Annotated in this window: 25 protein-coding genes and 1 tRNA gene; 11 read left to right on the top strand and 15 right to left on the bottom strand. The window is 40.7% G+C overall.

Annotation, left to right across the window (positions count from 1 at the left end; all coding sequences use genetic code 11):
* Window positions 1–50: 50 nt before the first annotated feature.
* From C4S38_RS10685 to C4S38_RS10675, 3 genes are all read right to left on the bottom strand, one after another.
* Complete coding sequence (locus tag C4S38_RS10685) at window positions 51–815, bottom strand: peptidylprolyl isomerase (protein WP_103983741.1); 765 nt, start codon at window positions 813–815, stop codon at window positions 51–53.
* A gap of 10 nt (window positions 816–825) precedes the next feature.
* A complete protein-coding gene (locus C4S38_RS10680) occupies window positions 826–1,497 on the bottom strand; it encodes a peptidylprolyl isomerase (RefSeq protein WP_103983740.1) in 672 nt (223 codons plus the stop codon).
* A gap of 117 nt (window positions 1,498–1,614) precedes the next feature.
* Window positions 1,615–2,517 carry a glycosyltransferase family protein gene (locus tag C4S38_RS10675; RefSeq protein ID WP_103983739.1) on the bottom strand — a complete coding sequence of 301 codons (903 nt, stop codon included), beginning with the start codon at window positions 2,515–2,517 and terminating at the stop codon, window positions 1,615–1,617.
* Between the two features lie 178 nt (window positions 2,518–2,695).
* Here C4S38_RS10675 and C4S38_RS10670 point away from each other — a divergent pair, with 178 nt between their 5' ends.
* Window positions 2,696–4,738, top strand: a complete 2,043-nt coding sequence (locus tag C4S38_RS10670; RefSeq protein WP_103983738.1) for a M13 family metallopeptidase — start codon at window positions 2,696–2,698, stop codon at window positions 4,736–4,738.
* 63 nt (window positions 4,739–4,801) lie between these two features.
* Here C4S38_RS10670 and C4S38_RS10665 read toward each other — a convergent pair whose 3' ends face one another.
* From C4S38_RS10665 to C4S38_RS10650, 3 genes are all read right to left on the bottom strand, one after another.
* Complete coding sequence (locus C4S38_RS10665) at window positions 4,802–6,814, bottom strand: glucosidase family protein (protein WP_103983737.1); 2,013 nt, start codon at window positions 6,812–6,814, stop codon at window positions 4,802–4,804.
* A 302-nt stretch (window positions 6,815–7,116) separates the two neighbouring features.
* Window positions 7,117–7,326: a hypothetical protein gene (locus tag C4S38_RS10660; protein WP_103983736.1), complete on the bottom strand. Its 210-nt coding sequence runs from the start codon at window positions 7,324–7,326 to the stop codon at window positions 7,117–7,119.
* A gap of 366 nt (window positions 7,327–7,692) precedes the next feature.
* On the bottom strand, window positions 7,693–8,094 hold the full coding sequence (locus C4S38_RS10650; RefSeq protein ID WP_103983735.1) for a hypothetical protein: 402 nt from the start codon (window positions 8,092–8,094) through the stop codon (window positions 7,693–7,695).
* Window positions 8,095–8,183: 89 nt separating this feature from the next.
* On the opposite strand from C4S38_RS10650, the gene C4S38_RS10645 reads away from it, so the two are divergent.
* Window positions 8,184–9,068, top strand: coding sequence for a 1,4-dihydroxy-2-naphthoate polyprenyltransferase (locus tag C4S38_RS10645; RefSeq protein WP_103983734.1), 885 nt, complete (start codon window positions 8,184–8,186; stop codon window positions 9,066–9,068).
* Between the two features lie 201 nt (window positions 9,069–9,269).
* Here the strand turns inward: C4S38_RS10645 and C4S38_RS10640 are convergent, their stop codons facing one another.
* Window positions 9,270–10,145, bottom strand: coding sequence for an NAD kinase (locus tag C4S38_RS10640; RefSeq protein ID WP_103983733.1), 876 nt, complete (start codon window positions 10,143–10,145; stop codon window positions 9,270–9,272).
* Between the two features lie 17 nt (window positions 10,146–10,162).
* Window positions 10,163–10,822, bottom strand: coding sequence for a CBS domain-containing protein (locus C4S38_RS10635; protein ID WP_099463037.1), 660 nt, complete (start codon window positions 10,820–10,822; stop codon window positions 10,163–10,165).
* 85 nt (window positions 10,823–10,907) lie between these two features.
* Here C4S38_RS10635 and C4S38_RS10630 point away from each other — a divergent pair, with 85 nt between their 5' ends.
* The 8 genes from C4S38_RS10630 (at window position 10,908) to C4S38_RS10595 (ending at window position 17,205) form a co-directional block, all read left to right on the top strand.
* Window positions 10,908–11,621: a pyridoxine 5'-phosphate synthase gene (locus C4S38_RS10630; RefSeq protein WP_103983732.1), complete on the top strand. Its 714-nt coding sequence runs from the start codon at window positions 10,908–10,910 to the stop codon at window positions 11,619–11,621.
* A 33-nt stretch (window positions 11,622–11,654) separates the two neighbouring features.
* Window positions 11,655–12,368 carry a MotA/TolQ/ExbB proton channel family protein gene (locus C4S38_RS10625; RefSeq protein ID WP_099463035.1) on the top strand — a complete coding sequence of 238 codons (714 nt, stop codon included), beginning with the start codon at window positions 11,655–11,657 and terminating at the stop codon, window positions 12,366–12,368.
* Window positions 12,369–12,373: 5 nt separating this feature from the next.
* Entirely contained in the window at window positions 12,374–12,784 is a 411-nt protein-coding gene (locus tag C4S38_RS10620; RefSeq protein WP_099463034.1) for an ExbD/TolR family protein, read from the top strand.
* 5 nt (window positions 12,785–12,789) lie between these two features.
* Window positions 12,790–13,638, top strand: a complete 849-nt coding sequence (locus C4S38_RS10615; RefSeq protein ID WP_103983731.1) for an energy transducer TonB family protein — start codon at window positions 12,790–12,792, stop codon at window positions 13,636–13,638.
* Window positions 13,639–13,655: 17 nt separating this feature from the next.
* Complete coding sequence (locus tag C4S38_RS10610) at window positions 13,656–14,201, top strand: DJ-1 family glyoxalase III (RefSeq protein WP_103983730.1); 546 nt, start codon at window positions 13,656–13,658, stop codon at window positions 14,199–14,201.
* A gap of 190 nt (window positions 14,202–14,391) precedes the next feature.
* Window positions 14,392–15,585: a peroxiredoxin family protein gene (locus tag C4S38_RS10605; RefSeq protein ID WP_103983729.1), complete on the top strand. Its 1,194-nt coding sequence runs from the start codon at window positions 14,392–14,394 to the stop codon at window positions 15,583–15,585.
* Between the two features lie 69 nt (window positions 15,586–15,654).
* Window positions 15,655–16,569 carry a DMT family transporter gene (locus tag C4S38_RS10600; protein ID WP_103983728.1) on the top strand — a complete coding sequence of 305 codons (915 nt, stop codon included), beginning with the start codon at window positions 15,655–15,657 and terminating at the stop codon, window positions 16,567–16,569.
* Window positions 16,570–16,665: 96 nt separating this feature from the next.
* The gene (locus tag C4S38_RS10595; protein ID WP_099463029.1) at window positions 16,666–17,205 is read left to right on the top strand and encodes a 30S ribosomal protein S16; all 540 of its coding nucleotides are present in this window, start codon (window positions 16,666–16,668) and stop codon (window positions 17,203–17,205) included.
* Window positions 17,206–17,428: 223 nt separating this feature from the next.
* Here the strand turns inward: C4S38_RS10595 and trxA are convergent, their stop codons facing one another.
* The gene (gene trxA, locus C4S38_RS10590) at window positions 17,429–17,902 is read right to left on the bottom strand and encodes a thioredoxin (protein ID WP_103983727.1); all 474 of its coding nucleotides are present in this window, start codon (window positions 17,900–17,902) and stop codon (window positions 17,429–17,431) included.
* A 183-nt stretch (window positions 17,903–18,085) separates the two neighbouring features.
* Here trxA and C4S38_RS10585 point away from each other — a divergent pair.
* Window positions 18,086–18,170, top strand: a tRNA-Ser gene (locus tag C4S38_RS10585).
* A 265-nt stretch (window positions 18,171–18,435) separates the two neighbouring features.
* Here the strand turns inward: C4S38_RS10585 and C4S38_RS10580 are convergent.
* From C4S38_RS10580 to C4S38_RS10555, 6 genes are all read right to left on the bottom strand, one after another.
* The gene (locus tag C4S38_RS10580; RefSeq protein ID WP_103983726.1) at window positions 18,436–19,482 is read right to left on the bottom strand and encodes a hypothetical protein; all 1,047 of its coding nucleotides are present in this window, start codon (window positions 19,480–19,482) and stop codon (window positions 18,436–18,438) included.
* Between the two features lie 246 nt (window positions 19,483–19,728).
* Window positions 19,729–20,592, bottom strand: coding sequence for a hypothetical protein (locus tag C4S38_RS10575; RefSeq protein WP_103983725.1), 864 nt, complete (start codon window positions 20,590–20,592; stop codon window positions 19,729–19,731).
* Window positions 20,593–20,603: 11 nt separating this feature from the next.
* Window positions 20,604–21,281 (bottom strand): outer membrane beta-barrel protein, encoded by a 678-nt coding sequence (locus C4S38_RS10570; RefSeq protein ID WP_160034715.1) that lies wholly within the window; start codon window positions 21,279–21,281, stop codon window positions 20,604–20,606.
* Between the two features lie 342 nt (window positions 21,282–21,623).
* Complete coding sequence (locus C4S38_RS10565; protein ID WP_103983723.1) at window positions 21,624–23,078, bottom strand: hypothetical protein; 1,455 nt, start codon at window positions 23,076–23,078, stop codon at window positions 21,624–21,626.
* A gap of 396 nt (window positions 23,079–23,474) precedes the next feature.
* Window positions 23,475–24,548 (bottom strand): AAA family ATPase, encoded by a 1,074-nt coding sequence (locus C4S38_RS10560; protein ID WP_394340849.1) that lies wholly within the window; start codon window positions 24,546–24,548, stop codon window positions 23,475–23,477.
* A complete protein-coding gene (locus C4S38_RS10555; protein WP_103983721.1) occupies window positions 24,548–24,862 on the bottom strand; it encodes a DUF3853 family protein in 315 nt (104 codons plus the stop codon). The genes C4S38_RS10560 and C4S38_RS10555 overlap by 1 nt, the downstream gene beginning before the upstream one ends.
* Window positions 24,863–24,895 lie beyond the last annotated feature (33 nt).

Raw genomic sequence — 24,895 nt, 5'->3', positions numbered from 1 at the left:
TAATGGCATACAAACAATCCGGAATTATTTGTATGCCACTATATGTTATATTAAAGTATTTCTATGGATTCTATAACAATATTTTCGGTTGGACGGTCTTGTTTATTGGTCTTAACATTCTGTATATTGTTTACCACGTCTAGTCCTTCAACTACTTCTCCGTAAACCGTATATTGATTATCCAGAAAAGGAACGCCTCCGATTGTTTTATAAATCTCGCGTACTTCCGGATTTAATTTGGTTTCTTCTTTACGTTTCTCGGCTTCCAGTTCTGTTTTGCCTATTAATGTATCTTTAAGGATATTTAGTTCGTCTCTGTTGCCACTCCGGTAAAGCTCCATAATTTTGGATTTGTTTTCTGTTTGCAGGCGCGCAAAGATGGATTGTTTCAATTGGCTTTCCATCTGTTTTTCCATCTGGCTCAGTTCGCTGTCATTATATTTTTTGCCGGTTACAATATAGAATTGTGAAGCCGAAGACTCTTTGTTTGGGTTTACTTCATCTCCTGTACGTGCGGCACACAAGGCTCCTTGCTTATGGAAATATTTCGGATAGGCAAATTCAGCCGGCACGGTGTAACCCAAATCTCCTGCCCCTAATTGCTTGTTCATTGGTGCGTCTTTGGATGTAATGTCACCGCCCTGTATCATGAAATCTTTAATAACACGGTGAAAAAGGAGGCCGTTATATTGTCCGTCTTTTACCAGTTTAATAAAGTTGTCGCGATGTTTTGGCGTATCGTTATATAATTTCAGTTTGATGTCGCCTTTATTGGTGTGCATCATTACAAGTGTTTCTGTTACTTGATTCTCCATATTTCAATCTTTATTTATTAACAATAGTCATTGTTTTAATCTTGATGTTTTTTACCGGGCGGTCGTTCTCGTTGGTTTCCGTAAATTGTATTTTGTCTACTGCTTTCATGCCGCTAACTACCTCGCCGAAAATAGTATAGTTACCATCCAGATGGGGTGTTCCACCTTCCAGCATATAGGCTTGTTTTTGTTCGGGTGTAAAGGTTGTACCTTTTTCCTTGGTCATTTTATCCAGTTCCATTTCCGTGTAATATTTGCCGGTTACAATATAGAATTGAGAGGCCGAGGATGCCTTTTCCGGATTCTCTTCATCTCCCGTACGGGCAGCACATAGCATTCCCCGTTTATGGAAATATTTAGGGAAAACTATTTCTGCCGGGATAGTATAATCAGGATCTCCGTCTCCCAGATGTTTGTCCATAGGGGCATCTTTTGATGTAATATCTCCACCCTGAATCATAAATTGCTTTATGACACGATGGAATAACAATCCGTCGTATAGTTTTTCTTTTACGTTCTTGATAAAGTTGTCCCTATGTTGAGGTGTGTCATTAAACAGTTTCACCTTAATCTTACCCATATCCGTATCAATCAGCACCAACGTCTCGGTTTCTTGCGCATGTAACGGGCAATGCGAAAGAATAAATACCGAAACAAACAACAAAGTAAGGATTCGTTTCATATTTTATTTGCAATTAATTTGGAGGCAAAAATATGAATAAAATATGAATAATTGATCATCTGCGCTTTTCTACTCTTGCAATCGCATAGCCGATTTGTCTGTTATTTGATTTTTGAATCAGAATAGCTTTGAAGGATATTCTCCGGCATTCACTAATGCCTGTATCTTATCAACCACACCTTGACGGTCTGCAGCATAGGTAACGCCGAACCATTTAGATGTAGTATCTAAAACTTTCACACGGGCGGTGTTTTCTGTTATCAGTTTGTTTACCATTAAAGGAATGAAATATTCGCTTTTAAGATTACCCATATTTGCTTTCAGGAATTCTTTGAAAAATTCTTCTGAATATTCAAAATAATCAGGAGTAAACCCCCACATATTCATGGAAACAGGTGTATTTTCTTCTAATACGACTTTCTTTCCGTTTTCGTCTGTAAATTGGATATCTCCGTCAATACGTTCGATTGCAGTACGCTCAACAACGCCAGTCAGGAAGCCTGCCGTATTTGTCTCGCAAACGCCACGGGCAACGGAGCCGCTCTCACTCAATGTATTGCCAACACGGTAGCCAACCATGCAATAGTCGTTTTTCTTACCTGTCATTCCGGTTAGAGCTTTACCTAATACGGCAAAACTATCGCGTCCGTAAAAGTCGTCTGCATTGATTACGGCAAAAGGTTCGTTAATCACCTTTTTCCCCATAAGTACAGCGTGGTTTGTTCCCCACGGTTTTTCGCGTCCTTCAGGACAAGTAAACCCTTCCGGCAGGTCGTTTAAATCCTGAAATACTACTTCGACAGGAATATGGTTTTCATATTTGGAGATAATTTTTTCGCGGAAATCTTTTTCAAATGATTTGCGGATAACAAATACCAATTTTCCGAATCCGCCACGAATAGCATCGAAAATAGAATAGTCCATAATTGTCTCGCCGTTGGGGCCAAGGCCGTCTAATTGTTTTAATCCTCCGTAACGGCTACCCATGCCGGCTGCCAGAACAAATAATGTAGGTTTCATAATGTCTATATTTTTTAGTGTTTCTCTATTCTGCGGGCAAAGTTAGCAATTTCTGTTATTTGCCTTGCATACTTTATTATTTTGTTAAATTACTGGCGTTAAATAAAGGTTGTTGGTAGGCTATTTGTTTTTATTTATACTACCTTTGCACCATCTTTTAAGGCTTAAAGTTAGTAAAATGAAAAAAACGAAGATGTTACCGCTTATGGCAGCTTGTATGGTTGCTTTGGTGGGCTGCAATACTCCTGTGAAAGAGATTGCAAAAGTGAAAGCCATTGATCTGGCAAATATGGATACGACAGTGGCTTCGGGTACTGATTTTTACGAATATGCATGTGGCGGATGGATTAAAAATAATCCGTTGAAACCTGAATATTCAAGTTTTGGTACTTTTAATGTATTAATGGAAAATAATCAGGAGCAACTCCGTAATTTGATTGATGAATTGGGAACTACTCCCCAACAAGCCGGAACCGTAGCCCAGAAAATAGGTACTTTATATGCGATGGGGCTGGATAGCACAAAACTGAACGCCGATGGTGTAAATCCTGTTAAGGAAGAGCTGGCTGCTATCAATTCGTTGGTTACAAAATCCGATATTTCAAAAATGGTTGCCACCCTGCATAAAGGAGGTATGTCTCCGTTCTTTGTTTATTTTGTAGCTGCTGATGAAAAGAATAGTTCTATGAATATTATGGGGCTGTATCAGGCAGGAATAGGCATGGGCGATCGCGATTATTATTTACAAACAGACGAAGCAAGTGAAAAGATGCGTGATGCATACCAGGCTTATATTAATAAATTATTCACTTTGGCTGGATATACTCCCGAACAGGCTGATGCTGCTGTAAATGCTGTAATGAAAATCGAAAAGAATATTGCTCAGATATCTTCAAGTCGCGAAGAATTGCGCGATTCGCAAAAGAATTACAATAAACTTTCATTTGAAGACTTTAAAAAGCATAGCAGTGCTTTGGACTGGGATGTTTATTTCCAGTCTTTAGGCGTTCCGGATTTGAAGGAGTTGGATGCCAAACAGATTAATTTCTATAAAGGTTTGGAAGATTTGTTCAAAAATACATCGATTGATGAGCAGAAGGCTTATCTGGCATTTAACTTGCTGAACGCAGCAGCTCCTTACCTGAGTGACGATTTTGTAACTGCTTCTTTTGATTTCTACGGGAAGGTTATGTCGGGACAGCAGGAACAGAAACCACGTTGGAAACGTTCTCTTTCTACTGTGAATGGAGCTTTGGGCGAAGCTGTCGGCGAAATGTATGTAGCAAAGTATTTTCCGGCTTCTTCTAAAGAAAAAATGCTTCAGCTGGTTGGAAATTTGCAGAAAGCATTGGGCGAACGTATTGCTTCATTGGAATGGATGAGCAATGTAACCAAGGAAAAAGCTCAGGAAAAACTGGCTGCTTTTGGTGTAAAGATAGGTTATCCTGATAAATGGCGCGATTACAGCGGCCTGGAAATAAAGGACGATTCGTATTGGGCTAATGTGCGCCGTTCTAATATTTTTGATGCTGAATATTATCTGGCGGACTTGAATAAACCGGTGGATAAATCCCGTTGGCTCATAACACCTCAAACGGTTAATGCTTATTATAACCCGACAACGAATGAGATTTGTTTCCCTGCTGCAATTCTCCAGCCTCCGTTCTTTAATCCGGATGCCGATGATGCTGTAAATTATGGTGCTATTGGCGTGGTGATCGGACATGAGATGACTCATGGTTTTGACGATCAGGGACGTAATTATGATAAAGACGGTAATCTGACTGACTGGTGGACTGCCGATGATGCTAAGCGTTTTACAGAACGCGCCGACAAACTGGTTGAACAATATAATAATATTATTGTATTAGATACAGTACATGCTAATGGTCGTTTTACACTGGGTGAGAACATTGCCGACCATGGCGGATTGCTGGTAGCACATCAGGCTTATAAAAATTCATTGAAGGGTAAAGAGGCTCCGGCTCCGATTGATGGTTTTACTGATGATCAGCGCTTCTATTTAGGTTATGCAACTTTGTGGGGGCAGAATATCAGACCGGAAGAGATTCTTCGTCTTACAAAGATTGATCCTCATTCTTTGGGTAAATGGCGTGTGAATGCTGCTTTACGTAATATAGATGACTTCTATGCTGCTTTCGGAATAAAAGAGGGTGATCCGATGTATATGGCTCCTGCAGACCGTGTGGTTATATGGTAGTAATAATGATAAATAAAACAGCAAAGGCGTCTCTTCATTAGGGACGCCTTTTTTATTGTTGGATTACCGTGTGTTACCTGGTAGTTCGACCGTTATAGTTTCTCCTTCTTTAGTGTTTTTGTGTAATAAGGTTTTATTACCAATTTTGACTGATATATCTATCTTACTTTGGTTTCGGTTTACTTCGATATCAAAAGAGGTTCCGAATGCTTTAATGTTCCGTAAGCTCATTGTATTCCATTCTTTAGGCAGGCGAGGTGTGAAAACGAATGATTTTAAACCGGTAGGACGGATTCCGAATAAACCTTCTGTTATGATGCGGCAATATAACCCACTTTCGGCCGATAAATGGCGTTGACTTCCTTCCGGCCAGGCTTCGATAGCATAGGGGACATGTTCTCCCAGTAAACGCTGGTTGGAATAGAACTTGAGATATTCGGTTGCTTTCTCTGTTTCACCACACGCATAGACTCCACGTAATGCGTACAAAGTAGAACGATCCCAGAAAGTTTCGCTGCCGGCCTGTGTCAACAAACCGTTTTTTGTCCATAGACGCGGGGAGAAAAGGGCTTGGATAGTTCCTTCTTTACGATCGTAAATGCCAACGGTCAGCGGAATACAAATCCATGAGCGTAGTATATCATTACCTTTGTAATATCGATATGTATCGAAGCCTTCTACGTTGGCTTCGAAATAGCTTTCCATGTTTTTGCGGAGAGTCTTAGCCTGTTTATCATAAGATGCCAATTGGGCCGAAGGCTTATGCAAATCTTTTCCTAAATATACAGCAGATAATAGGGCATCATAATATAATGAGGATGTACACAGGTTGGCTTTGCCAGCCGGAAAACGGTTTTCCAATTCGTCTGCATCGGAAGCTACTACACCTTCGCTGTTCAACTGGCGATGGCAATATTCCAGGCACCATTCAATCAAAGGCCATAGTTCTTCAGCTTCTGCTTTATCTCCTTTGGCTAAAGCATAACGCGCTGCCCCGTATGCAACCATCGCTGCATCACCACGGTCGCCGGCTCCTCCCCATACATCGGTACCTTCTGCTATAATGGAACTTGGTATCTTACTATATTCCTGATTCATAAACCGTGCGAAGTGCTTAAAAGAGTTCAGGGCTGATGCATTTCCGGTTTCATATCCTAAATATGGAAAGAACGGATTGATATATTCGGCTTGGTCGTTAGCCCAGATTGCAGCATAGTAAGATTCGCCTCCCGGACCATGAAGCAATCCTCCTTTAGTGTCGTATATGCTTTCGGAGCCGCGTATCTTAGCAAAGGCAAACATAGTGTTGATTACAGTATCCGGGGTTTCAAGAATCAGATTATTCCATAACCCGGAAACAAGGCTTTTGCGGGCTTGTAATTCTTTTTCAATATCGGGCTTAAGTTCTGTTTCCCCGTTTTTATATCCGGCTATGGATGTATAAAATACAAATGTTTCTTTGGGCCGGAGTTGTTTGGTTGCCGAACCTGTTATTTCGGATATAAGTTTGTAGCTACCGTCTACACCTATTGAAGGATCTGTATTTGTTATGGTCCGTGAAACAGGGACTTCGACTGTAATATTGGTTTCACCCGTATTTTGCAAGATATATTTCTCGTATATGGCAGGATTGGATACAGAAGGGAAAATTGTGCGTGTTATGGATATGCTTGCATTACCGGGGAAGGAAAAGGTGCTTTCTACAATCATCGTTCCGTCTAATGTTATTGTATGGACTTCTTCGTTTAATAATGATAATCCGTTTACTGTAATCATTTCGGGAGCATTCCATGCAAATTTTCTTGTAAGGCTGGCGTGTGTATTGTTGGGAATTGTTCGCAACATAGGCCACACTAAGCTTTTATTCAGTCGAAAGGAGCCATCTTGATTCACCCCGTAACGTAATACGGTTGAAACTTTCAGACCACTCATTTCAATATGATCATAATGAGGTAGCTTATCTTTTACTTTCCATGAAATACTTCCGTTTGGATTAATTGTCCATCGGTTTTGCGCAACAAGTATCCCCGTACTTGTACAGAGACAAAAAAGCATGATAAGGAATTGTCTTTTCATAATAATATTGCTATTTAAAAGCACATGAATATATTACATATTGTTTTATTTATATGCAATATTCGTGAATTAATTAAAGATATGCAACGGATTGAATAAAATAAGATAAAAAAATGTCCGGTTTCCTATTGGCAGGTATTATAGATACCATACTCAAATAAACAGCAAGTTATTTTTTAATAGGCAGAAAAACGTATTTCAAGTAACCCCAAGTCACCTCGGAGTAACAATAGGAAGTTTTTCCGGACATTTGTTAGGTTTTTGTATTGGAATATTTGTCTTATAATGAATATTCTAAATCTTTATTCATAGTCATATTCCTCTGGCTTTTCATGAGCTGCTTGCTTTAATTGTATGCTACGCAATACAACCATCACTATGGTGATAAAGCCTAAGCATCCCATTATTACATCTTTAGTCATTATGTTAGAGAAGTCGGTAGTACCAACTAATACTAATGTGATAAATGATAGCATCATAACTGCATCTACCAAATCTTTATTTATTTTCATATCTTTCTGTTTTTTTAATTATGTACGTCACTTATTTGGATGTCTCTTCGTTAATCGCAGTCGCTTCTTCCGTGTTCCCGGAATTACTGAGACCTCTCATGATCCCATATAAACCGACACAAAGTGTGCCCATTACGATAACAAGTTTCAAATAGTCGTTTGTAATAATTGAACTACACGCAAGTACGCAACCTGCAATTGTGATAAGAACATAAAGATATATTCGGCCTTTGCCTGATTTATTTTTAGACATAATTGTATGATTTTAGAGTGAATAATAAATTGATTTGTGCTGAAAGAGCACAATAATTAAATGGTATAGAAGATATGGCTTCCATACGCAAAGATGCAATTATTCACAATAAATCAAATGATGAGTTTCCGGAGGACAAAGATGTGATGCCCCATCCGGCAGAGAAGAGTTGATAAGTTTATGGTATGACAATCTGAATTAGTTTCAGATACTTTATGGAGTACGTTTATTCCTTTCAAGCGGATGAACTGTAGCGTTTTTTCTGCCCCTTTTTGAATACGTAACTCAAAGTTGTAATTGGTTGTTTGAATATTCCGGCGGGGTGTAAGACCGTTACTGCCTTTTAATTCACTGCTTAGTATTTCCAGATGATGTTGTATATCGGCAGAAGTTTTTTCTTTCATAATAGTTTCCTGATTAGCAGCAATAGTATTGTTGTCCCTATTTACACCATCTTCAGGTGCAAGTAGAAACATACCAATCAGCAGACCTATTATAAATAGAATATTCTTCATGCTGCAAATATATATGAAATCTTAATAGAGTAACAACTATTTGGTTTTTTTGTTTTTACTTTTGCAGGTAAAATATGTAAAAGGTCGATATGAAAGAAGAAAAAACACTTTTAAGTGCATGGCTGGAAGCTGCCAGGCCAAAAACATTGCCTGCTTCGTTTAGTCCGGTGTTAGTAGGATGTGCTTTGGCATATCGTGATGGTATGTTTCGCCTGGTGCCTGCTATACTTTGTTTATTAGTAGCTTTATTGGCACAAATTGCCAGTAATTTTGCGAATGATTATTTTGATTTTAAGAAAGGAGCGGATAAAGAAGACCGTTTAGGACCGGATCGTGCGGTGGCTTCGGGTTGGATTACTCCAAAAGCTATGTTGAAAGGAACTTTTGTCACTTTGGCATTGGCATGTCTTTGCGGATGTATGCTTTTGTTTTATGCCGGTTGGGAACTTATTCCGGTAGGTTTAGCCATTGCGATATGTGTGTTAGCTTATTCTGCAGGACCTTTTCCGTTGGCATATAATGGTTTGGGTGATGTTTGCGTGTTACTGTTTTATGGAATGATTCCGGTTTGTTTTACTTATTATGTGCAAGCACTTTCTTTTTCTCTATTGTCTTTTTTATTATCATTGGCATTGGGTTTGTTGTCTGTCAATATTCTGATTGTAAATAATTACCGGGATTACGAACAAGATAAAGCAGCCAATAAGCGGACTACAATTGTTTTATTTGGCCGTAATTTTGGTCGCGTTGCTTATTTTATAAATGGGGTAGCCGCATTACTTATTGTGATGCCTTTATTATTAAGTAGTGCTTGGTGGATACATTTTGTATTTGGTGCTTTTGCAGTCCTTTTTATATCTACCTGGATGGAGTTGAAGCTTTACCGGGGACGTGAACTTAATAAAACGTTAGCTCATACGGCGCGCAATGTTTTTTTGTTTTCCTTGTTATTGATGGTAGTTTTGCTTTATTGAATAAGTAATATCGTTTTATTCATTTATATTGGGTATTGGATTATGTATGCGGAACAGTATAAAACAAAAAAGGCTATCCATCACGGACAGCCAATCTTCATTGTTAACCTTAAATCTAATACCATGAAAAACACAGTGCAAATATATGGTATTTATGTTTTATAGCATAACTTTTCGGTGTAAATCTTTTGATATTTAACATTATTTCATTCTTGCGTCTGCTCCCCACATTAATTTTTCCCGCAAAGTTTGGTAAAAAGTATGGTTGTAACGCTTGATGACCTTTGTTGTATAATTAGCTTTACTTATTTCCAATTTTATACCGGTAGGGAATACTTCCGAACGGCCGTCCAGCGCAATAAGAAAATTGCTGCTCCTGCTCTCTACTCCTAATGTAATTGTATATGAATCAGGTATGACTAATGGACGGACATTTAATGAATGGGGAGCTACGGGACTTAATACAATATTGTTACTTTGCGGCAGTATGATAGGACCGTTTACACTCATAGAGTAAGCTGTAGACCCTGTAGGTGTGGCAACGACAAGGCCATCTGCCTGATAGGATGTTAAATAATCTTCATTTAACGAGGTGTGAATGGTTATCATGGATGATGTGTCACGTTTTAGAATTGCGATCTCGTTCAATGCGTAATTATAGCCATGATAGATGTGATCTTCCGTATGAAGACGTAGTAAAGTGCGTTCTTCTATGCGGTAGTAGTTTTTGAAAAGTTCTTCGAGAGTATCTTCTACTTCGTTACTGCTTACATCTGCTAAGAATCCTAAACGTCCTGTGTTGATGCCGAGTATCGGGATATTTTGTTTGTTTACCCGTGCTGCTGTTCGTAAGAATGTCCCGTCGCCGCCAATACTTAAAGCAGCATCCAGGTTAAATTCGTCTCCACTTATAAGTCCCGACATGGGTGGCTCGTATCCTAAAGCGTCGGTAAGGAATGTGTAAAATAGACTGTCTACATATACTTCGGCTTCCAGGGTATGTAGTTTTTCAAATAGACGTTTGATTAGGTTTTGTTTTTCAACCTGATGTTTACTGCCAAAAACTCCTACTTTCATAATTTTAGTCCTTTCTTTTACATATTCATATAATGTAGCAATTCGTCCATCCGCTGCTGTAAAACATCGTCTACCATTCCTTTTTCCATGAAATGGTAGAGAACGGTATAATTAAACCGTTCAAAGCTGCGTATAACGGGCGATGCATCCTCCAGATCGATCTTAATGGAGATTAGCAACTTTCCTGTATCTTTATCCGTATGTGATAATAGATTTATAACATGGGCATTGTTGGATTCAACCAGCCGGGCAATATCTGAAAGAACATAATCCTGAGGCATCATTTCGAGGACAATTATGCTTCCTTCTGCTTCTGCATTACATAATTCGGATAAAGCCTCGATTAATTTATCCCGGGTGATGGCTCCTGAGTAAATGCCTTCGGTGGAAACGACTGGTAGTAGGCTTAAGCCATAGCGTGTTATGATTGCAAGCGCTTCGTGCAAATGACTGTCCTCACGTACACTGGGTGCAAACATTACCGGTTCGCCAATAGTAATTGATGAGCTAGGTATGGCTAACAAATCTTTTTCCGAAAGTAAACACTGATATGTGTTTTCATTTAGTAATGGAAGATGTTTAAGTTTAAAATCATCCATTAGCCCTAAAGCGTATTCTACTGTGTCAAAACTTTTTAACACCGGAATATCTTTCATTATGAAATCTTTTACTAACATTTTTCTGTAAATTCCCCAAATCCTACTAAATTTGTCGATACTTTTGTGCAAATGTAATCAAGAAAAAAAGATATAACGATATTCGATGACAAATTTAAGTGTAAACATTAACAAGGTTGCAACTATTCGTAATGCGCGTGGCGGTAATATGCCGGACGTGCTGGAAGTCGCTCAGAATTGTGAATCTTTCGGTGCTCAGGGGATTACAGTTCATCCTCGTCCTGATGAAAGACATATCCGTTACAGTGATGTGTTTGCTTTGAAACCGTTGATTAAAACAGAGTTTAACATAGAAGGTTATCCCTGTGATGCATTTGTGGATTTGGTTTTGAAGGTGAAACCTACACAAGTTACGCTTGTTCCGGATGCTCCGGATGCAATAACGTCTAATGCAGGATGGGATGTGAAAATTCATTTTGACCGTTTGAGTGAGTTAGTTGATATTTTTACTACGCATGGTATTCGTACATCTATTTTTGTAGGTACAGATCTGGATAATATTGTACTGGCTGCAAAAACCGGCACCGACCGTATTGAACTTTATACGGAGCCGTATGCAACTAAATATCCGGAGAATCGTGAAGAAGCTATCGCGCCCTTTATAGCTGCAGCACAACAAGCTAAAAGTTTGGGATTAGGAGTAAATGCCGGTCATGACTTGAATTTGGATAATCTGGCGTATTTTAATCAGAACATTCCTTGGTTGGATGAGGTTTCTATAGGACATGCTTTAATCTGTGATGCTTTATATTATGGATTGAAAGAGACTATTAAACTATATAAGGATTGCCTTTCGTAAATTAAAAATTGAAAATTCATAATTAAATTAAGTATGAGTATTTTACTTTCACTCCAGGCCACAGGAGCACAGGCAGCAGATCAGATGCCTGATCTGACATCAGTGGCACCACTTCCTACAGAGGCTGAGATTAATGTTATAGACCTTGCATTTAAAGGCGGGTGGATTATGATTGTATTGTTGTTATTGTCTCTGATGGCAATATACATCTTTGTGCAGCGGTTAATGGTTATCCGCCGTGCCGGTAAAGAGGACGAGTCTTTTATGAACCGTATTAAAGATTATATTCATGAAGGTAAGTTGGATTCGGCGTTGAATCTTTGTCGTAGTACAAATACGCCTTCTGCACGTATGATAGAAAAAGGAATCACCCGTTTGGGACGTCCTATGAATGATGTCCTTGTGGCAATAGAGAATGTAGGCAACCTGGAAATTGCAAAGTTGGAAAAAGGTTTTCCTTTGATTGCTACGACAGCGGCAGGTGCCCCTATGTTAGGGTTCTTAGGTACTGTGACTGGTATGGTACGTGCGTTTTTTGATATGGCTAATGCCGGAACGAATGTAGACGTTTCGTTACTGTCTAATGGTATTTATGAAGCTTTGGTCACAACAGTTGGAGGTCTTGTGGTAGGTATTATCGCTTTGTTTGCATATAACTATCTGGTTTCCCAGGTAGATAATGTTGTGAATAAGATGGAAGCCCGTACAATGGAATTTATGGATTTATTGAACGAACCAGCAAATTAATTGAGATGGCTTTAAAAAGAAGAACAAAAGTAAATGAATCTTTCAGCATGGCATCTATGACGGACGTCATATTTCTATTGTTGATTTTCTTTATGGTTACTTCTACTGTTGTAATTCCGAATGCTATCAAAGTCACCTTGCCGCAAGCTCAGAAGCAAACTGCAGCTAAACCGCTTACCCGTGTGACGATAGATGCCAATTTGAATTATTATGTAGCTTTTGGCAACCAACGGGAAAAACAGGTTTCATTTGAAGAGATTACTCCGTTTCTGCAAGATAGCTATGCCAAAGAACCGGAAATGTTTGTAGCTCTTTATGCGGATGAAACCGTACCTTATAAAGAAATTGTAAAGATTTTGAATATAGCGAACGAAAATAAGTTTAAGATGGTGCTTGCCACACGTCCGCAGAAATAACGTCTATGAAGTTTAATAAAGATGACATATATGGTATAGTTGGTACGGCTGCTTTCCATGCAGTACTTTTTCTTATCCTGTGGTTTTCGGTTTTGAAAACGATTATACCCGATGAAGATGGAGGCGTATTGGTCAATTTCGGAAACGTAGATGCTGCTGCAGGAATGTTTGAACCTAAGTATACCGGACAGGAACTACCTCAGGAGACGACAACGCCTCCTCCTCCGGAACCTGCACCTAAGGTTGAAGCTTCGAAAGAAGAATTGATAACTCAGGATATCGAAGAGAGTGTCGCTATTAATGAGGCTAAAAAGAAAGAAGAGAAACGGAAAAAAGAGGAAGCGGAGAAGAGACGCAAGGAAGAGATAGAAAAGGAGCGTATTCGTAAAGAAGAAGCTGAAAAGAAGCGTATAGCAGACGAACGACGTAAAAAAGAACAGGCTATTAGTAATAAAGTAGCCGGTGCTTTCGGTATGGGTAGTACCGATGGTAATAGTCAGGGCGATGCCGCTTCTGGAACAGGCAACCAGGGAAGTCCGTTTGGAAATTCCGATCATGGAGCAAATGAAGGAGTGGGAGGTTACGGCTCATTTAATCTGAATGGTCGTTCTATCGGAGCCGGAGGACTACCGCGTCCTGCTTATACCATACAAGAGGAAGGGCGTATAGTGATTAATATTACAGTAGATCCGAAAGGGAATGTGATATTTACGGAGATAGGCCGGGGAACTAATATTGATAATGCATCTATGCGTAAAAGTGCTTTGGACGCTGCCCGTCGTGCTAAGTTTAATAGCATTAACGGAACAAATAACCAAAGCGGAACAATTACGTATGTTTATAAGTTTAAATAATATAATCGGATAAAGTCATGAAGAAAGCGTATGTATTCTTTGCTACCGGCTTCGAAGAACTGGAAGCTGTTGGAACCGTAGATATTTTACGTCGCGGAGGTATTGATGCGAAAACCGTTTCTATTACGGGCGAACGCAAAGTAACGGGTGCTCATGGTATGGAATTTGTGACAGATAGTTTGTTTGCAGAAACAGATCTAACGGATGCAGATGCTTTGGTTTTACCCGGAGGCATGCCTGGGGCAATTAATTTAAACAATTATGAGCCATTAAAAGAAAGGCTTTTAGAGCAATATCGTAATCAAAAGGTAGTTGCTGCTATTTGTGCCGCTCCGCTTGTGTTAGGAGGATTAGGTTTGTTGAAAGGCCGTAATGCTACTTGTTATCCGGGTTTCGAACCAAAGTTGGTTGGTGCAAATGTCACGGGTGAGGCGGTAGAAGTGGATGGCAATGTCATTACGGGTAAAGGTCCCGGATTAGTATTTAATTTTGGATTGGCATTGGTTGCTGCATTAAAAGGCGAAGCAGTTGCCGAAGAAGTAGCGGCGGGATTACTTTTGTAATTTAATCATTCTAAAATAAGAAGGGATAAAAGATAACCTTTATACAGTCTGTTAAAAGGTGGTAAAAGTCAGGTCTGACAGTTGTCGGGTCTGACTTTTCTTTATATTTGTATGTACGATTATTTCGGAATATGCTTTGATGTAGTTTTTTTACGAAATTATAATAGATTGAACTAATAAAGATATTGCTATGAAAACACGACTGTTGATTATTTCTGCATTCTTATTGTCTGCTATGACAAATGCTGCTCAGGATATGAAGAAGGATTATCTGGGAAAAGTGTTAGATAATTTGGAGAAGATTGAGTCTGCTACCTATACGGAGATTATGGAAGCCTGGGAACCGGGAGATACTATTGCCTCCTATCGGACTCCATTCATAGTGAATGAATATAACAATCCTATTGACACTATTATTGGTGCTTCTTATGTATGCTTTACGCCAAGTATTGAATTTTATGGCGGATATGATGGTAAAAAGAGAGCTATAGTATATGATGAAGATAAGAATATCGTTCTGGATGATTTTACAGTAAGGAAATTGCCGTTCAGGCTTGTTACTCCACCTTTTTTTAGCTTCACTAAGAATGTTATTAAATATGCACTTGAAACGAATGACAAAATTACGATGGAGCTTGATGATATGGCGGAATGTTATCACTTTAAATTAACCATAAAAGAAGATAAACAGGTCGAATTCTTTGGAAAAGCTTATTATATGGATAATCCGTATGCTTTTGATCCCACATCTGTTTATGAGCTTTGGATTCGAAAATCGGATGACCTGCCTTATAAATACAGGAGGGAGCAATGCCATAGTATTTCCGCTGTTACATGCGTGGATGTTGAATATAATAGGTTGTCTATTGAAGATTTTAATTTATCTGATTATTTTCCGAAGGACTTTGAAGTTCGTATGTATGGTCAAAAACGTAATGTACCGGTTCTGCCGGAACTTACTGGAATAAAGGCTCCGGATTGGACGTTGAACGATATAAAAGAAAAAACTGTATCTTTGTCGGACATTAAAAGCAAAGTGGTATTATTAGAATTTACGGGTATTGGCTGTGGGCCTTGTATGGTATCCATTCCTTTCCTGAATAAATTAAAAGATGACTTTGGCGAGGATAAACTTGAAGTTGTGGCAATTGAAACATGGAAACGGAATGCACATTCCAGACAAAATTATGTGGATAAACACAATATAACTTATATGTTCCTGAGTGCTACGGATGCTGTAATTAAAGACTATCGGACTGGAGGAGCGGCTCCTGTCTTTTTTATACTGGATGAGCATCGAACGATAAGGAAAGTAATAAATGGCTATAATAAAGAGGTTACAGATAAAGAGATACTTGATGCCATAACCGGATTATTAGAGTAAAAGTTAGTATACAAGTATATCATCGCAACTGCAGGTATATGTTGATTGTTTTAAAAAAAAGAAATTACGATGAGTAACCTCAAAGGTTTTGCGTTTGGTATTGCAACTTCTGTAACGTTTGGTTTAATACCGTTATTTACATTACCTCTCATGGCTAGTGGAATGCTGTTTGATTCCATTCTTTTTTATCGTTTCTTTTTTGCTGCGATTTCTCTGGCGGGAGTTATGAAAGTGGAAAAGCAATCTTTTCAGATAGACAAAAGGGATATTCCGGTGCTGATATTGTTGGGTGGATTTTATACAATATCCTCATTGTTCCTATTTTGGGGATATAACTTTATGGCAGCAGGAATTGCTACGACGCTCCATTTCACTTATCCTATATTTGTCGCTCTTATTATGATGACGGTATTTAAAGAAAAGACTTCATGGGTAACTGTGTTTGCTATTCTTTTAGCCGTATCCGGTGTTGCACGTCTTTCTATAGGAGATGGAGAATTGGCTTTAAATCCTGTTGGTGTAGTTATTGTTCTTTTTTCGGCTGTAGGGTATGCTTTATATATAGTTACGGTAAATAAGTCGAGGGTACATGTTATGAATGGACGGAAACTTACCTTTTATGTATTTATAGTCAGTACATTCATGTTTCTTGTTAAGGCATTGATGAATGGCGGGCTGCAACCGATACCGGATGGACAGTCATGGATGAATCTTATTTTATTAGCTATTGTTCCGACTGTGATTTCTAATGTCACTTTAGTACAGGCAGTGCATAATATAGGATCAACATTGACTGCTGTTTTGGGGGCAATGGAACCGGTGACAGCCGTATGTGTCGGTGTTTTACTATTTAGTGAACCTTTTACTTCTCATGTTGCTTTAGGTATCCTTCTGATAATAGTAGCCGTGACTCTTATCATACTTAACAAGTATATACAAAAAAGTTTACGGGGATTAAGGCATAAATGGATGGTGAATCATTAACTTTTAAACGTTTTTCTGTTTAAAAGTTTGTTTTAAAGACGAAAAAACTTATCTTTGCACCCGCTAATACAAACAGCTTAAATTAATTATTCAAACATGGCAACAAAAATTAGATTGCAAAGACACGGTCGTAAAAGCTACGCTTTTTATCAGATTGTAGTCGCAGACAGCAGGGCTCCACGTGATGGAAGATTTATTGAAAGGATAGGTTCTTATAATCCGAACACTAATCCTGCTACAGTAGATTTGAACTTCGAAAGAGCTTTGTATTGGTTACAGGTAGGTGCACAACCTACAGATACAACTCGCAATATTCTTTCTCGTGAAGGAGTTTGCATGAAAAAGCATTTGCTGGAAGGTGTAAAGAAGGGTGCTTTCGACGAAGCAGCAGCTGAAGAGAAATTTCAGGCTTGGTTGAAAAACAAACAGTCTTCTATTCAGGCTGTAAAAGACAAAGATAGCGAAGCTGCAAGAGCTGAAGCTAAGGCTCGTCTGGAAGCAGAGAAAGAAGCAAATAAGGCAAAAGCAGAAGTTGTAGCTAAGAAGAAAGCAGAATTGGCAGCTGCAGCCGCTGCTGCTCAAGCTGAAGAAGCTGCTCCTGCAGAGGAAGCTCCTGCAGCTGAAAGTGCTGAATAATTCGTGCTGGTGCTAAAATAAAAAAGAGGATATCCTTTTAGGATATCCTCTTTTTTGTATTGGTAATTATCTGATGAAATTTAGATAAACAACTGAATTGATTTGAATAGAAGGCTAAAAGAAATAGGGTGGGCAATTAAATAAGAAAAGGTTTGTATCTTAGTTTTATTAAAAACAGATACAAACCTTTTCTTTTGCTTTTATATAGACTGTTGCGTCGTTTTTATTTCTTTTTACCGAGCAAGAAGCTATTAATTTGTTCAACAAAAGCTTCCTTAGGTAGGGCACCTTGTGCAACTTGAGGTTGCCCGTTCATCGGAATAAATAAAAATGTTGGTATACTTTGTATCCCGAATGCAGAGGCTAGCTCTTTTTCTTTGTCAACATTTACTTTATAAATCACAATGTCGTTTTTGTAAGTTTCAGCAAGCTCATTTAAAATAGGAGCTACTTTCTTACACGGACCACACCAGTCAGCATAAAAATCAATTATGCAAGGTTTGTCTCCTTCGTAAACCCATTTATTCGGACTTTTCTCGAAATCGAATACTTTAGAAAGAAACTCTGTTTTATTTAGATGCACAACTTCCGCGGTTGTTGCTTTCTCTGCTTGCTTTTCTCCTGTTTTTGCAGACATTGTACAACTAACCAAAAGAAGTACGACTGAGATTGCTAATAAACCTTTTAAATTTCTCATAAAAAACTGTTTACTGTATTAATACTGTCTACAAAAATAACAATAAATTATCTTTAAACGTTCATACGGATAGCTAAAAGAAAAATAATAAACGAAAAAGAAAAATATAATACCAAACGCTAGGAAGTAAAAAAAAACTTATTACCTTTGCACCGCAATCGAGAGAAAAACGGTTGCACGACTGGAGAGATGGCAGAGTGGTCGATTGCGGCGGTCTTGAAAACCGTTGAACTGAGAGGTTCCTGGGGTTCGAATCCCTCCAGCTCCACAATCAACTCTGATTATCAGAGAATTACATCAACAACACCCAATTTTACACCCAAGAATGTAAGGTTGGGTGTTTCTTTTTTAGTGTAAAAATGGGTGCTACATACGCTATGCAAACGGCATGACTAAAGGGAAAAGAAAAGTAAGGGAAAGAATATTTTTATTTTCCCTTTTGTTTTTCCCTTTCATTCCGGCCTTGATATTGCCGGATATGGTCGGTTTAGTTTAATGCCGTATATATGGGGTACGGTAGTAAAGCAAAGCGGTCACTTGTCGAAGATTTCTTTGATGGCTGCGGCAAATTCGGCGTTGGCTTCGCTTGGCATATCGCTGACGGGTTGCCGATATTTTGAGCGGTAGAACTGTGATTTTATGTCAAGCCGGGAGAGGATGGCGTTAGTCCATTCCTCCTTTGACGGAGTTCCAAGTGTTGTTCCAAGTCTACTGATCAGATAGCACACCCTCACCTTTTCTCCCGGATTGATTTGAAGTAAGTGTGAATCGGGATGGAGGTTTATGGCATGAAAGAAGTCCACCTCGTCCATTTCTTTGAATTGAGATCCGTTGCATAACTCGTATATTTTCGATACAAGGTGCATGGGGAAATATGTCAGAACTGAGACCATTTCCACATTCTCGTTATCATGGTCATCTGACACAGTGGTATCAAAATATCTCCGGACGGATGATAACAATGCTGAACACTGACTATATATATCACCAAACAGATCATTACCGATGTGGGATAATTGTTCGGATAACTTACGTTTTTGAGAGTATAATCCGTCAAGGATATGCCTCTCTTTGTCATAATCGGCCTTATATCTTTCAAGTTTCCGCTCAAGCAATGCCACATATTCCGGTGATGCACCGTTGAACGGAGTCATTTCATATGAGTTGGATGCTTCGCGCAATTCATCGTTTATATCTCTCAGTTTGCATTGTTGCTGCTCAATCTGCTTCTCTACTATGGCAATATCCGTATTCCAAAGTGAAGATAGGGTAGAGCCACAAAGTGCAATCGAGGAATGTTCATATACATTCACAACCGTTTGCAGTGCTTTGCTAAGGCTCTCCATTATCATATCCGATTTCTCTTTTGGTTCATTGAAGATAAGGTGCAGCAGCCCATTCTCAATATCGGCAAGATCAGGAAAGTCATCACGGAGTGTAACTAAAGCCATGACATTCTCTTTTGTCACTCCTAATCCCGCTGCTTTACCTGTATAGATATGGCTTGCAGCCCCAAGTCGCGGCAACAAAAAAGTCAGTGCCTCTATATTAGAAGCCTTGTGTTTATTTTCGGTATCCATATTATGAATAACACTTGAATCAAAATAATGGCTTCGTGATAGAATTTATATTCAGAGTTTAACTGTTCTCTATCATCAAAATGAGTAAGCCATATACGGATAGGCCTAAAAGGAGGAAAGAAAAGATATGAAAAAAACGGCTATCCAATTCAGATAACCGTTTAACGTATCTTGTTTGTATCTAGATTGCCATAAGATGTTGCGCATCAGACCACAAACACCAAAAGCAAGATTCCTATAAATATCCTATTGCTCTTGCTTCGTTTCAATAACATTGAAAACATTGATGAGCTTGTAGGGTTCAATAGTTACGTTCTCCCATGTACCGTAATAGGTTGATTCTATATATACTTGTAATTTTTCATCTGACAATGAACCCGGCGTGTTTGGTATGGTAATCTTTAGGGTAGCCTTATCGCCGGAAGAATGTCCTATTGCAGAATTTGTTATCTTGCAGTCGAAAGTTGTATTAGGACTCCATGCTGTCGCACCGCAACCTAAAGATACTTCAAGGGTTGAGGCTGTGCCGGATGTCGGAGTCCAATAAAGTTTTTCTTGGGGAACTGCAATTGTGAAATGATCTGACGAACGAACCTCAAAAGACTGATTGTATTCTTCCCCCGTAGTCGATTTACTTTTTACAGACACATAAATCCAGCCTTCACATTCAAATTTTGGAGCCTCCGAGAACACTATCTTTTGAATATTGTCTGCGATGATGATTTGTGCATCCCGACTGTTTTTCTGAATCAGATTGCCCAGAAGTGTGAAATTGAGACGCCCTGTCTTGTTTGAAAGAGGCACCTTAAATTCAAGTGGGTCACCGGAATAAGGCTTGTCATCCAAAGTATATCTGACATTTCCATTACTTGCTATGAGGGAGATGCTTCTTAAAACTACACCTTTCGGTGCAGACATCTCAATGTCCGAAATGCTGATTGTCATTTCTTCTGAAACGTCCATCCACTTGTCATCCGGACGTTCATCTACTTTTGCGCTTATCTTTACTTTGGTGGTGTCGATTGGTGCAAGTTCGGGGTCATCATGATCGGCACAAGACACGATTAACAGACTAACGAAAGATGCGATGAGAAAGTTGAGTTTGTTCATGTTTTCACGTTTTAGAAGTTGTAACCTACACTGAATGTCACACGGTTTTCATGGAATTTAACATCCGAATCGCTGAGCATATTCAACATGCCAATACCACCGTTAACACCGAAATAGAAATGTTGATATGAAATCCCGGCGCCAATTCCCCAGAGAAGGTTGACACGGTTAAGACCACCATCATCACCATACAGACTTTCAGAGACATCAATATAATCTTGTTTTAAATGGCCTTTTGCCGTAAAGCCTATTTCAAGTTCCGGACCTGTAAAAACAGATACTTTGACATCGTCTGTGAAATCAAAATGGTAACCGGCCATAATTGGAACACGCATACCGAATTTCTTGATTTTGAAACTCATGTCTTTGAACAGTATATCGTCTTCGGAAAAGTCGATAAACTCATCTTTCATGGAATAAGTGTTGTAATAGAGCTTCAAGCCCGGTTCAATGTAGAAGTTGGCTACAACGGGTATATTGTAGATACCACCGAATTCCACACCTCCTCCGTTGTTGAATACGCTGATGCCAACGTTATCAGCAGTGATCTTTCCGGGACATGTGATTTCACCACCAAGGCGAATACCGAAGTATGCCTTATTGTTGGGATTGTTGACAAGGGTGCTCTGCGCCATGATTGACATAGCCGACAATACCATAATTGTCAATGCAATAAATAGTTTTCTCATAATGATAACATTTCCCATGACCCTAAGGATTTAAGTTTATAAAAAGAAACGTGAGCCAACTATGCCACGTCTTGATTTGTAGGTCGTAGGAAACCATTAGAGCAGATGTAACAATAGTGACCCACGCTATATGCGTGAGAACCACTATGCTATCCCTTGCTCTATTTGTTGAATTTCCTACGTTCACAAATCACAAGATAAGCATAACGCTTCTTATTTACCAAAATGTCATGGTTAGACTTCCGCCTAACCAATAGCAAAGTTAGCAATAATAATCGAGATATGACTATTCGGCACGGTGGAAAATGAGAGTAAATGAAAAATTGGTATGAATTTTAACATTTACCGTCTCATTCCCCGGTGTTGGGGCTGTTCAAGTTCCTCTATGACGGAAGGGAAGGAAGAAGTGAGAGCGTCCATCTCGCGGTATCCTTTCTTGAATTGAGCATCATCGAGAAACGGCCGGGAGAACAGCTTGACGAAGTCGGCTTGCTTCTTCGGGTCGTTGCCTGTGATGAGCCACGGCACGATCGCCTCCTTGTGAGTGCGTGTGAAAGTTGAGCATATTGACCTTGCAAACTGAATTAGGGCGCGTATCGCCTTTTCAAGATTGCCGCCGAGCATACTGAGCATCGCTTCCATCCGTGCCAGCATGGTCTCCTTCTCACGCTTGAGGTTGTCAATCACCATGCGGTTGCCGCTTTCCATTTCTCGGTATCGCCGCGAGAGGTCGCTAAACTTCGATTGCAGGGCTTGTTGCTCCCGACTGTGGGTGGCGTTCAACGTGCGGATTTCTTCGGCATGGGCTTCGTTATTGTCTGCAATAGTCCGGCGTACCTGCCTCTCCACCAGCATGGGGATTTTCGCGACCTGCGCCTCCATCCTTGCCACATCGGTCTTCATCCGGCTGTTCTCATCTGTCAGCCGCTCGTTCTCGCGCTCTATCTCCGCAAACCGTCCTTTGCCGAACAGGTTTGCCACGCCGCTCATGAGCGCGCTACCGTTTTCCTCGTCGAGAGCCTTCTTCTTCTCCTTGCGCCGCTGTTCAAGGTCTTCGATTGACTTCTCCGCCTCCAACACCTGCAGCCCAAGCTGCTCGTTGTGGCTTTCAAGACGGTCATTCTCGGCTGTGAGGCGACGGTTGTTCTCACGAGCCATCTTCTCCTTGTACTCGATTGCGTTCAATCCCTCTATGCCGGAATCTTCTTTGGGGGTTCCGCGCTCCATGCCGAGGCTTTCGGCAAGCACGGTCTGCATCTCCTTGCAGTCGTTGGCGTTGAGCTTGATGCTCTTCCCGGTCGCATGATCCATCCAGTCGACGATGATGTGGGCGTGATGGTTCGGCAGGAAATCGTCGGTCAGAGGGTCGGCATGTCCCTCGTCATGATGGAGGTCGATGCTGATGACGGTGATGCCCTTGTCGGCGAGCCATTTCACGAAACGGTCGAAATCCTTTATCTTCGTGTCCGACTTGATGGGAGGACAGCCCTCGCGGATGGCTGAGCTGCCCGACCGCTTCCGCTTCTTTCCGGTCTTGCGGTCGGTGTACTCCACATCCTTGCACTGCATGGCACGTCCGGTCTTCTGCTTGACAAGCACCTTGAGGTCTTCAAGCACATCCGGCAGCGGCTTCGGATAGGTGGGACTGCGCCACGACACGTTGAGGTGCCGGTACGCTTCCCAAAAATATGTCTGCCCGAACTTGCGGGCTACAGCCTCACAGTAGGCACGGATACGGCGGTTGTGCGCCTCGGCGGTGCCTACGTTGCATGGCTTGAACTTGATGCCTGTCTTCATGTTCCGTTAGGGTTTTTGATATTCGTTACAGCGGGTTCTCAGACGAAGGGTCTGAGCGAGAGGTGTCGGAGAGGGGTCATCTCTGACGATGGGTTCTTAGGGGTGAACGCCCTAAGCGGAGGGTGCAGGGAGAGGGTCACTCCTTGCTTTGGGTTCGCAGGGGCAACGCGCCCTGTGCGGGTCAAGGGCAGAGCCATTGCGGGTTCTTAGGGCAGCGCCTTAAGTCCCTCGGAAGAGCCCACAACTACGGGAGCGAAGCGGAGTAGTTATAGTGGGCTATAACAAGGGCAAGCCCTGTCTGTCGCCACTCCCGGTTTCTCTCTTTTACGCTGTCATGCCTATTCGCTTTACACTGTTCCATAATATAGACCCCGAAAAGCAGAGTAAAGCGGTTGGTCAATATTTAAAGTCGCTGTTGTATGTGTATTTCTTTGAGCCGTCCTGTATAATCATACGCTTGCATTTGAGCATGGAAATAAGGGAGACAATCTTGTTGTTGCTCAGTTTGACGCTGACAAGGGAATAGGCTTTGAGTAATGCCTCAGTCAGTTCCTTGTAGCCGTATTCCGATTGTAATGAGAATGCGGATTCAAGGGCAATCCTATGGTGCTGTTCGGAAATGTCGGAGTATGGGTCGAATCTGGAGCGGCGTTGCCTGCCGCCATCTTTGGTCGCCGCAACATATCCGTCCATCAGCTCCGGCAAAGCGTCACTGTTGATACGAAATGCAAACGGTTCAAAATCCATTGCTCGGATATGTACACTCCTTACGCAACTCGTGTCTGAATCCTGCGGATCCTTTTCTACAAGAAGTACGGTTTCAGCCTTGTTGTTGAGTTCAGTCCCGATATGCCCTCTTGCGTTTTCATCGCTCTTGTTCTGATGAAGGATTGCATGGATATGGATTTGACGCTCGTCAGTCCATTTCATAAGCATGGTTATTATCCTTGTCGATTCTCCGGGGCTATTTATATCGTTTACAAAATCACGGATTCCGTCAATTATCACCAAGCCGATGTCGGAAAGATTGTATATCGCCTGTTTGGTGATTTCAATGCGTTCCTCCGGAGAATATTTACGCAACGCGAGATATTCAAGATTCTCATGATCTTTGTCGGTAGGCAGACCACAAAGGCGAAGGATGCGCCGTATCACTTTTTGGCAATGATACGGGCTTTGCTCGGTGTCGATATACAGCACCCTGCGTTTGTTCTCCGGCAACGAGGCACTGTATCTCAGCACTGTTCCGTTCATCAGAGCGGCAGCCACTATCGCCGATACGTTGAATGTCTTTTTACTCTTAGCCTTTCCAATTGACGCACTGAAGTTGCCGAGTGTCCCAATTACTGAATCATGCGCCTTTATTATTTCCGGTGACATCTCATAGGTCTGCGTTACGCTCAGCCGCGAGGCGTGCCACATCTTTATGGCTGCCTCTGCGGTCAGTGCGGTTGTCATACGTTCCTCCATCATCTGCGTCCACCTGTTTTACGTCCTGCAAGTTCAAGCGCAAGCTCGGCATCAACAATTATTTTTCTGCCGATCTGACGTATCGCCTTATCAATCTTTCCGCTTTTCTTGATGCGGTTGGCGGTAGGGATACTACATCCGAAAATCTGCGCTATCCCTGCCAATCCATATACATACTTGGATGCGGTGGCATCCACTGTATTTGTCATAGGCTCTTTCGCCTCGGTATCTCTGCCGGCGTTCCGGGAGAGATACATGAACTCCTCCCCGGTCATTTGCCACAAAGGTTTCTGGAGTAAATTTGCGATATTCATATTATTGTTCCTTTTAGAGTTTAAGCCCCGGCG

The sequence above is a fragment of the Parabacteroides chinchillae genome, assembly GCF_900108035.1.
GTDB classification, from domain to species: Bacteria; Bacteroidota; Bacteroidia; order Bacteroidales; family Tannerellaceae; genus Parabacteroides; species Parabacteroides chinchillae.
This window is presented reverse-complemented; position numbering and strand designations above follow the sequence as displayed.

Bases quoted from the DNA above. Each gene is read 5' to 3' on its own strand.
- C4S38_RS10685 (WP_103983741.1), bottom strand. From the start codon at position 815: ATGGAGAATCAAGTAACAGAAACACTTGTAATGATGCACACCAATAAA.
- C4S38_RS10680 (WP_103983740.1), bottom strand. From the start codon at position 1,497: ATGAAACGAATCCTTACTTTGTTGTTTGTTTCGGTATTTATTCTTTCG.
- C4S38_RS10675 (WP_103983739.1), bottom strand. From the start codon at position 2,517: ATGAAACCTACATTATTTGTTCTGGCAGCCGGCATGGGTAGCCGTTAC.
- C4S38_RS10670 (WP_103983738.1), top strand. From the start codon at position 2,696: ATGAAAAAAACGAAGATGTTACCGCTTATGGCAGCTTGTATGGTTGCT.
- C4S38_RS10665 (WP_103983737.1), bottom strand. From the start codon at position 6,814: ATGAAAAGACAATTCCTTATCATGCTTTTTTGTCTCTGTACAAGTACG.
- C4S38_RS10660 (WP_103983736.1), bottom strand. From the start codon at position 7,326: ATGAAAATAAATAAAGATTTGGTAGATGCAGTTATGATGCTATCATTT.
- C4S38_RS10650 (WP_103983735.1), bottom strand. From the start codon at position 8,094: ATGAAGAATATTCTATTTATAATAGGTCTGCTGATTGGTATGTTTCTA.
- C4S38_RS10645 (WP_103983734.1), top strand. From the start codon at position 8,184: ATGAAAGAAGAAAAAACACTTTTAAGTGCATGGCTGGAAGCTGCCAGG.
- C4S38_RS10640 (WP_103983733.1), bottom strand. From the start codon at position 10,145: ATGAAAGTAGGAGTTTTTGGCAGTAAACATCAGGTTGAAAAACAAAAC.
- C4S38_RS10635 (WP_099463037.1), bottom strand. From the start codon at position 10,822: ATGTTAGTAAAAGATTTCATAATGAAAGATATTCCGGTGTTAAAAAGT.
- C4S38_RS10630 (WP_103983732.1), top strand. From the start codon at position 10,908: ATGACAAATTTAAGTGTAAACATTAACAAGGTTGCAACTATTCGTAAT.
- C4S38_RS10625 (WP_099463035.1), top strand. From the start codon at position 11,655: ATGAGTATTTTACTTTCACTCCAGGCCACAGGAGCACAGGCAGCAGAT.
- C4S38_RS10620 (WP_099463034.1), top strand. From the start codon at position 12,374: ATGGCTTTAAAAAGAAGAACAAAAGTAAATGAATCTTTCAGCATGGCA.
- C4S38_RS10615 (WP_103983731.1), top strand. From the start codon at position 12,790: ATGAAGTTTAATAAAGATGACATATATGGTATAGTTGGTACGGCTGCT.
- C4S38_RS10610 (WP_103983730.1), top strand. From the start codon at position 13,656: ATGAAGAAAGCGTATGTATTCTTTGCTACCGGCTTCGAAGAACTGGAA.
- C4S38_RS10605 (WP_103983729.1), top strand. From the start codon at position 14,392: ATGAAAACACGACTGTTGATTATTTCTGCATTCTTATTGTCTGCTATG.
- C4S38_RS10600 (WP_103983728.1), top strand. From the start codon at position 15,655: ATGAGTAACCTCAAAGGTTTTGCGTTTGGTATTGCAACTTCTGTAACG.
- C4S38_RS10595 (WP_099463029.1), top strand. From the start codon at position 16,666: ATGGCAACAAAAATTAGATTGCAAAGACACGGTCGTAAAAGCTACGCT.
- trxA (WP_103983727.1), bottom strand. From the start codon at position 17,902: ATGAGAAATTTAAAAGGTTTATTAGCAATCTCAGTCGTACTTCTTTTG.
- C4S38_RS10580 (WP_103983726.1), bottom strand. From the start codon at position 19,482: ATGGATACCGAAAATAAACACAAGGCTTCTAATATAGAGGCACTGACT.
- C4S38_RS10575 (WP_103983725.1), bottom strand. From the start codon at position 20,592: ATGAACAAACTCAACTTTCTCATCGCATCTTTCGTTAGTCTGTTAATC.
- C4S38_RS10570 (WP_160034715.1), bottom strand. From the start codon at position 21,281: ATGAGAAAACTATTTATTGCATTGACAATTATGGTATTGTCGGCTATG.
- C4S38_RS10565 (WP_103983723.1), bottom strand. From the start codon at position 23,078: ATGAAGACAGGCATCAAGTTCAAGCCATGCAACGTAGGCACCGCCGAG.
- C4S38_RS10560 (WP_394340849.1), bottom strand. From the start codon at position 24,548: ATGGAGGAACGTATGACAACCGCACTGACCGCAGAGGCAGCCATAAAG.
- C4S38_RS10555 (WP_103983721.1), bottom strand. From the start codon at position 24,862: ATGAATATCGCAAATTTACTCCAGAAACCTTTGTGGCAAATGACCGGG.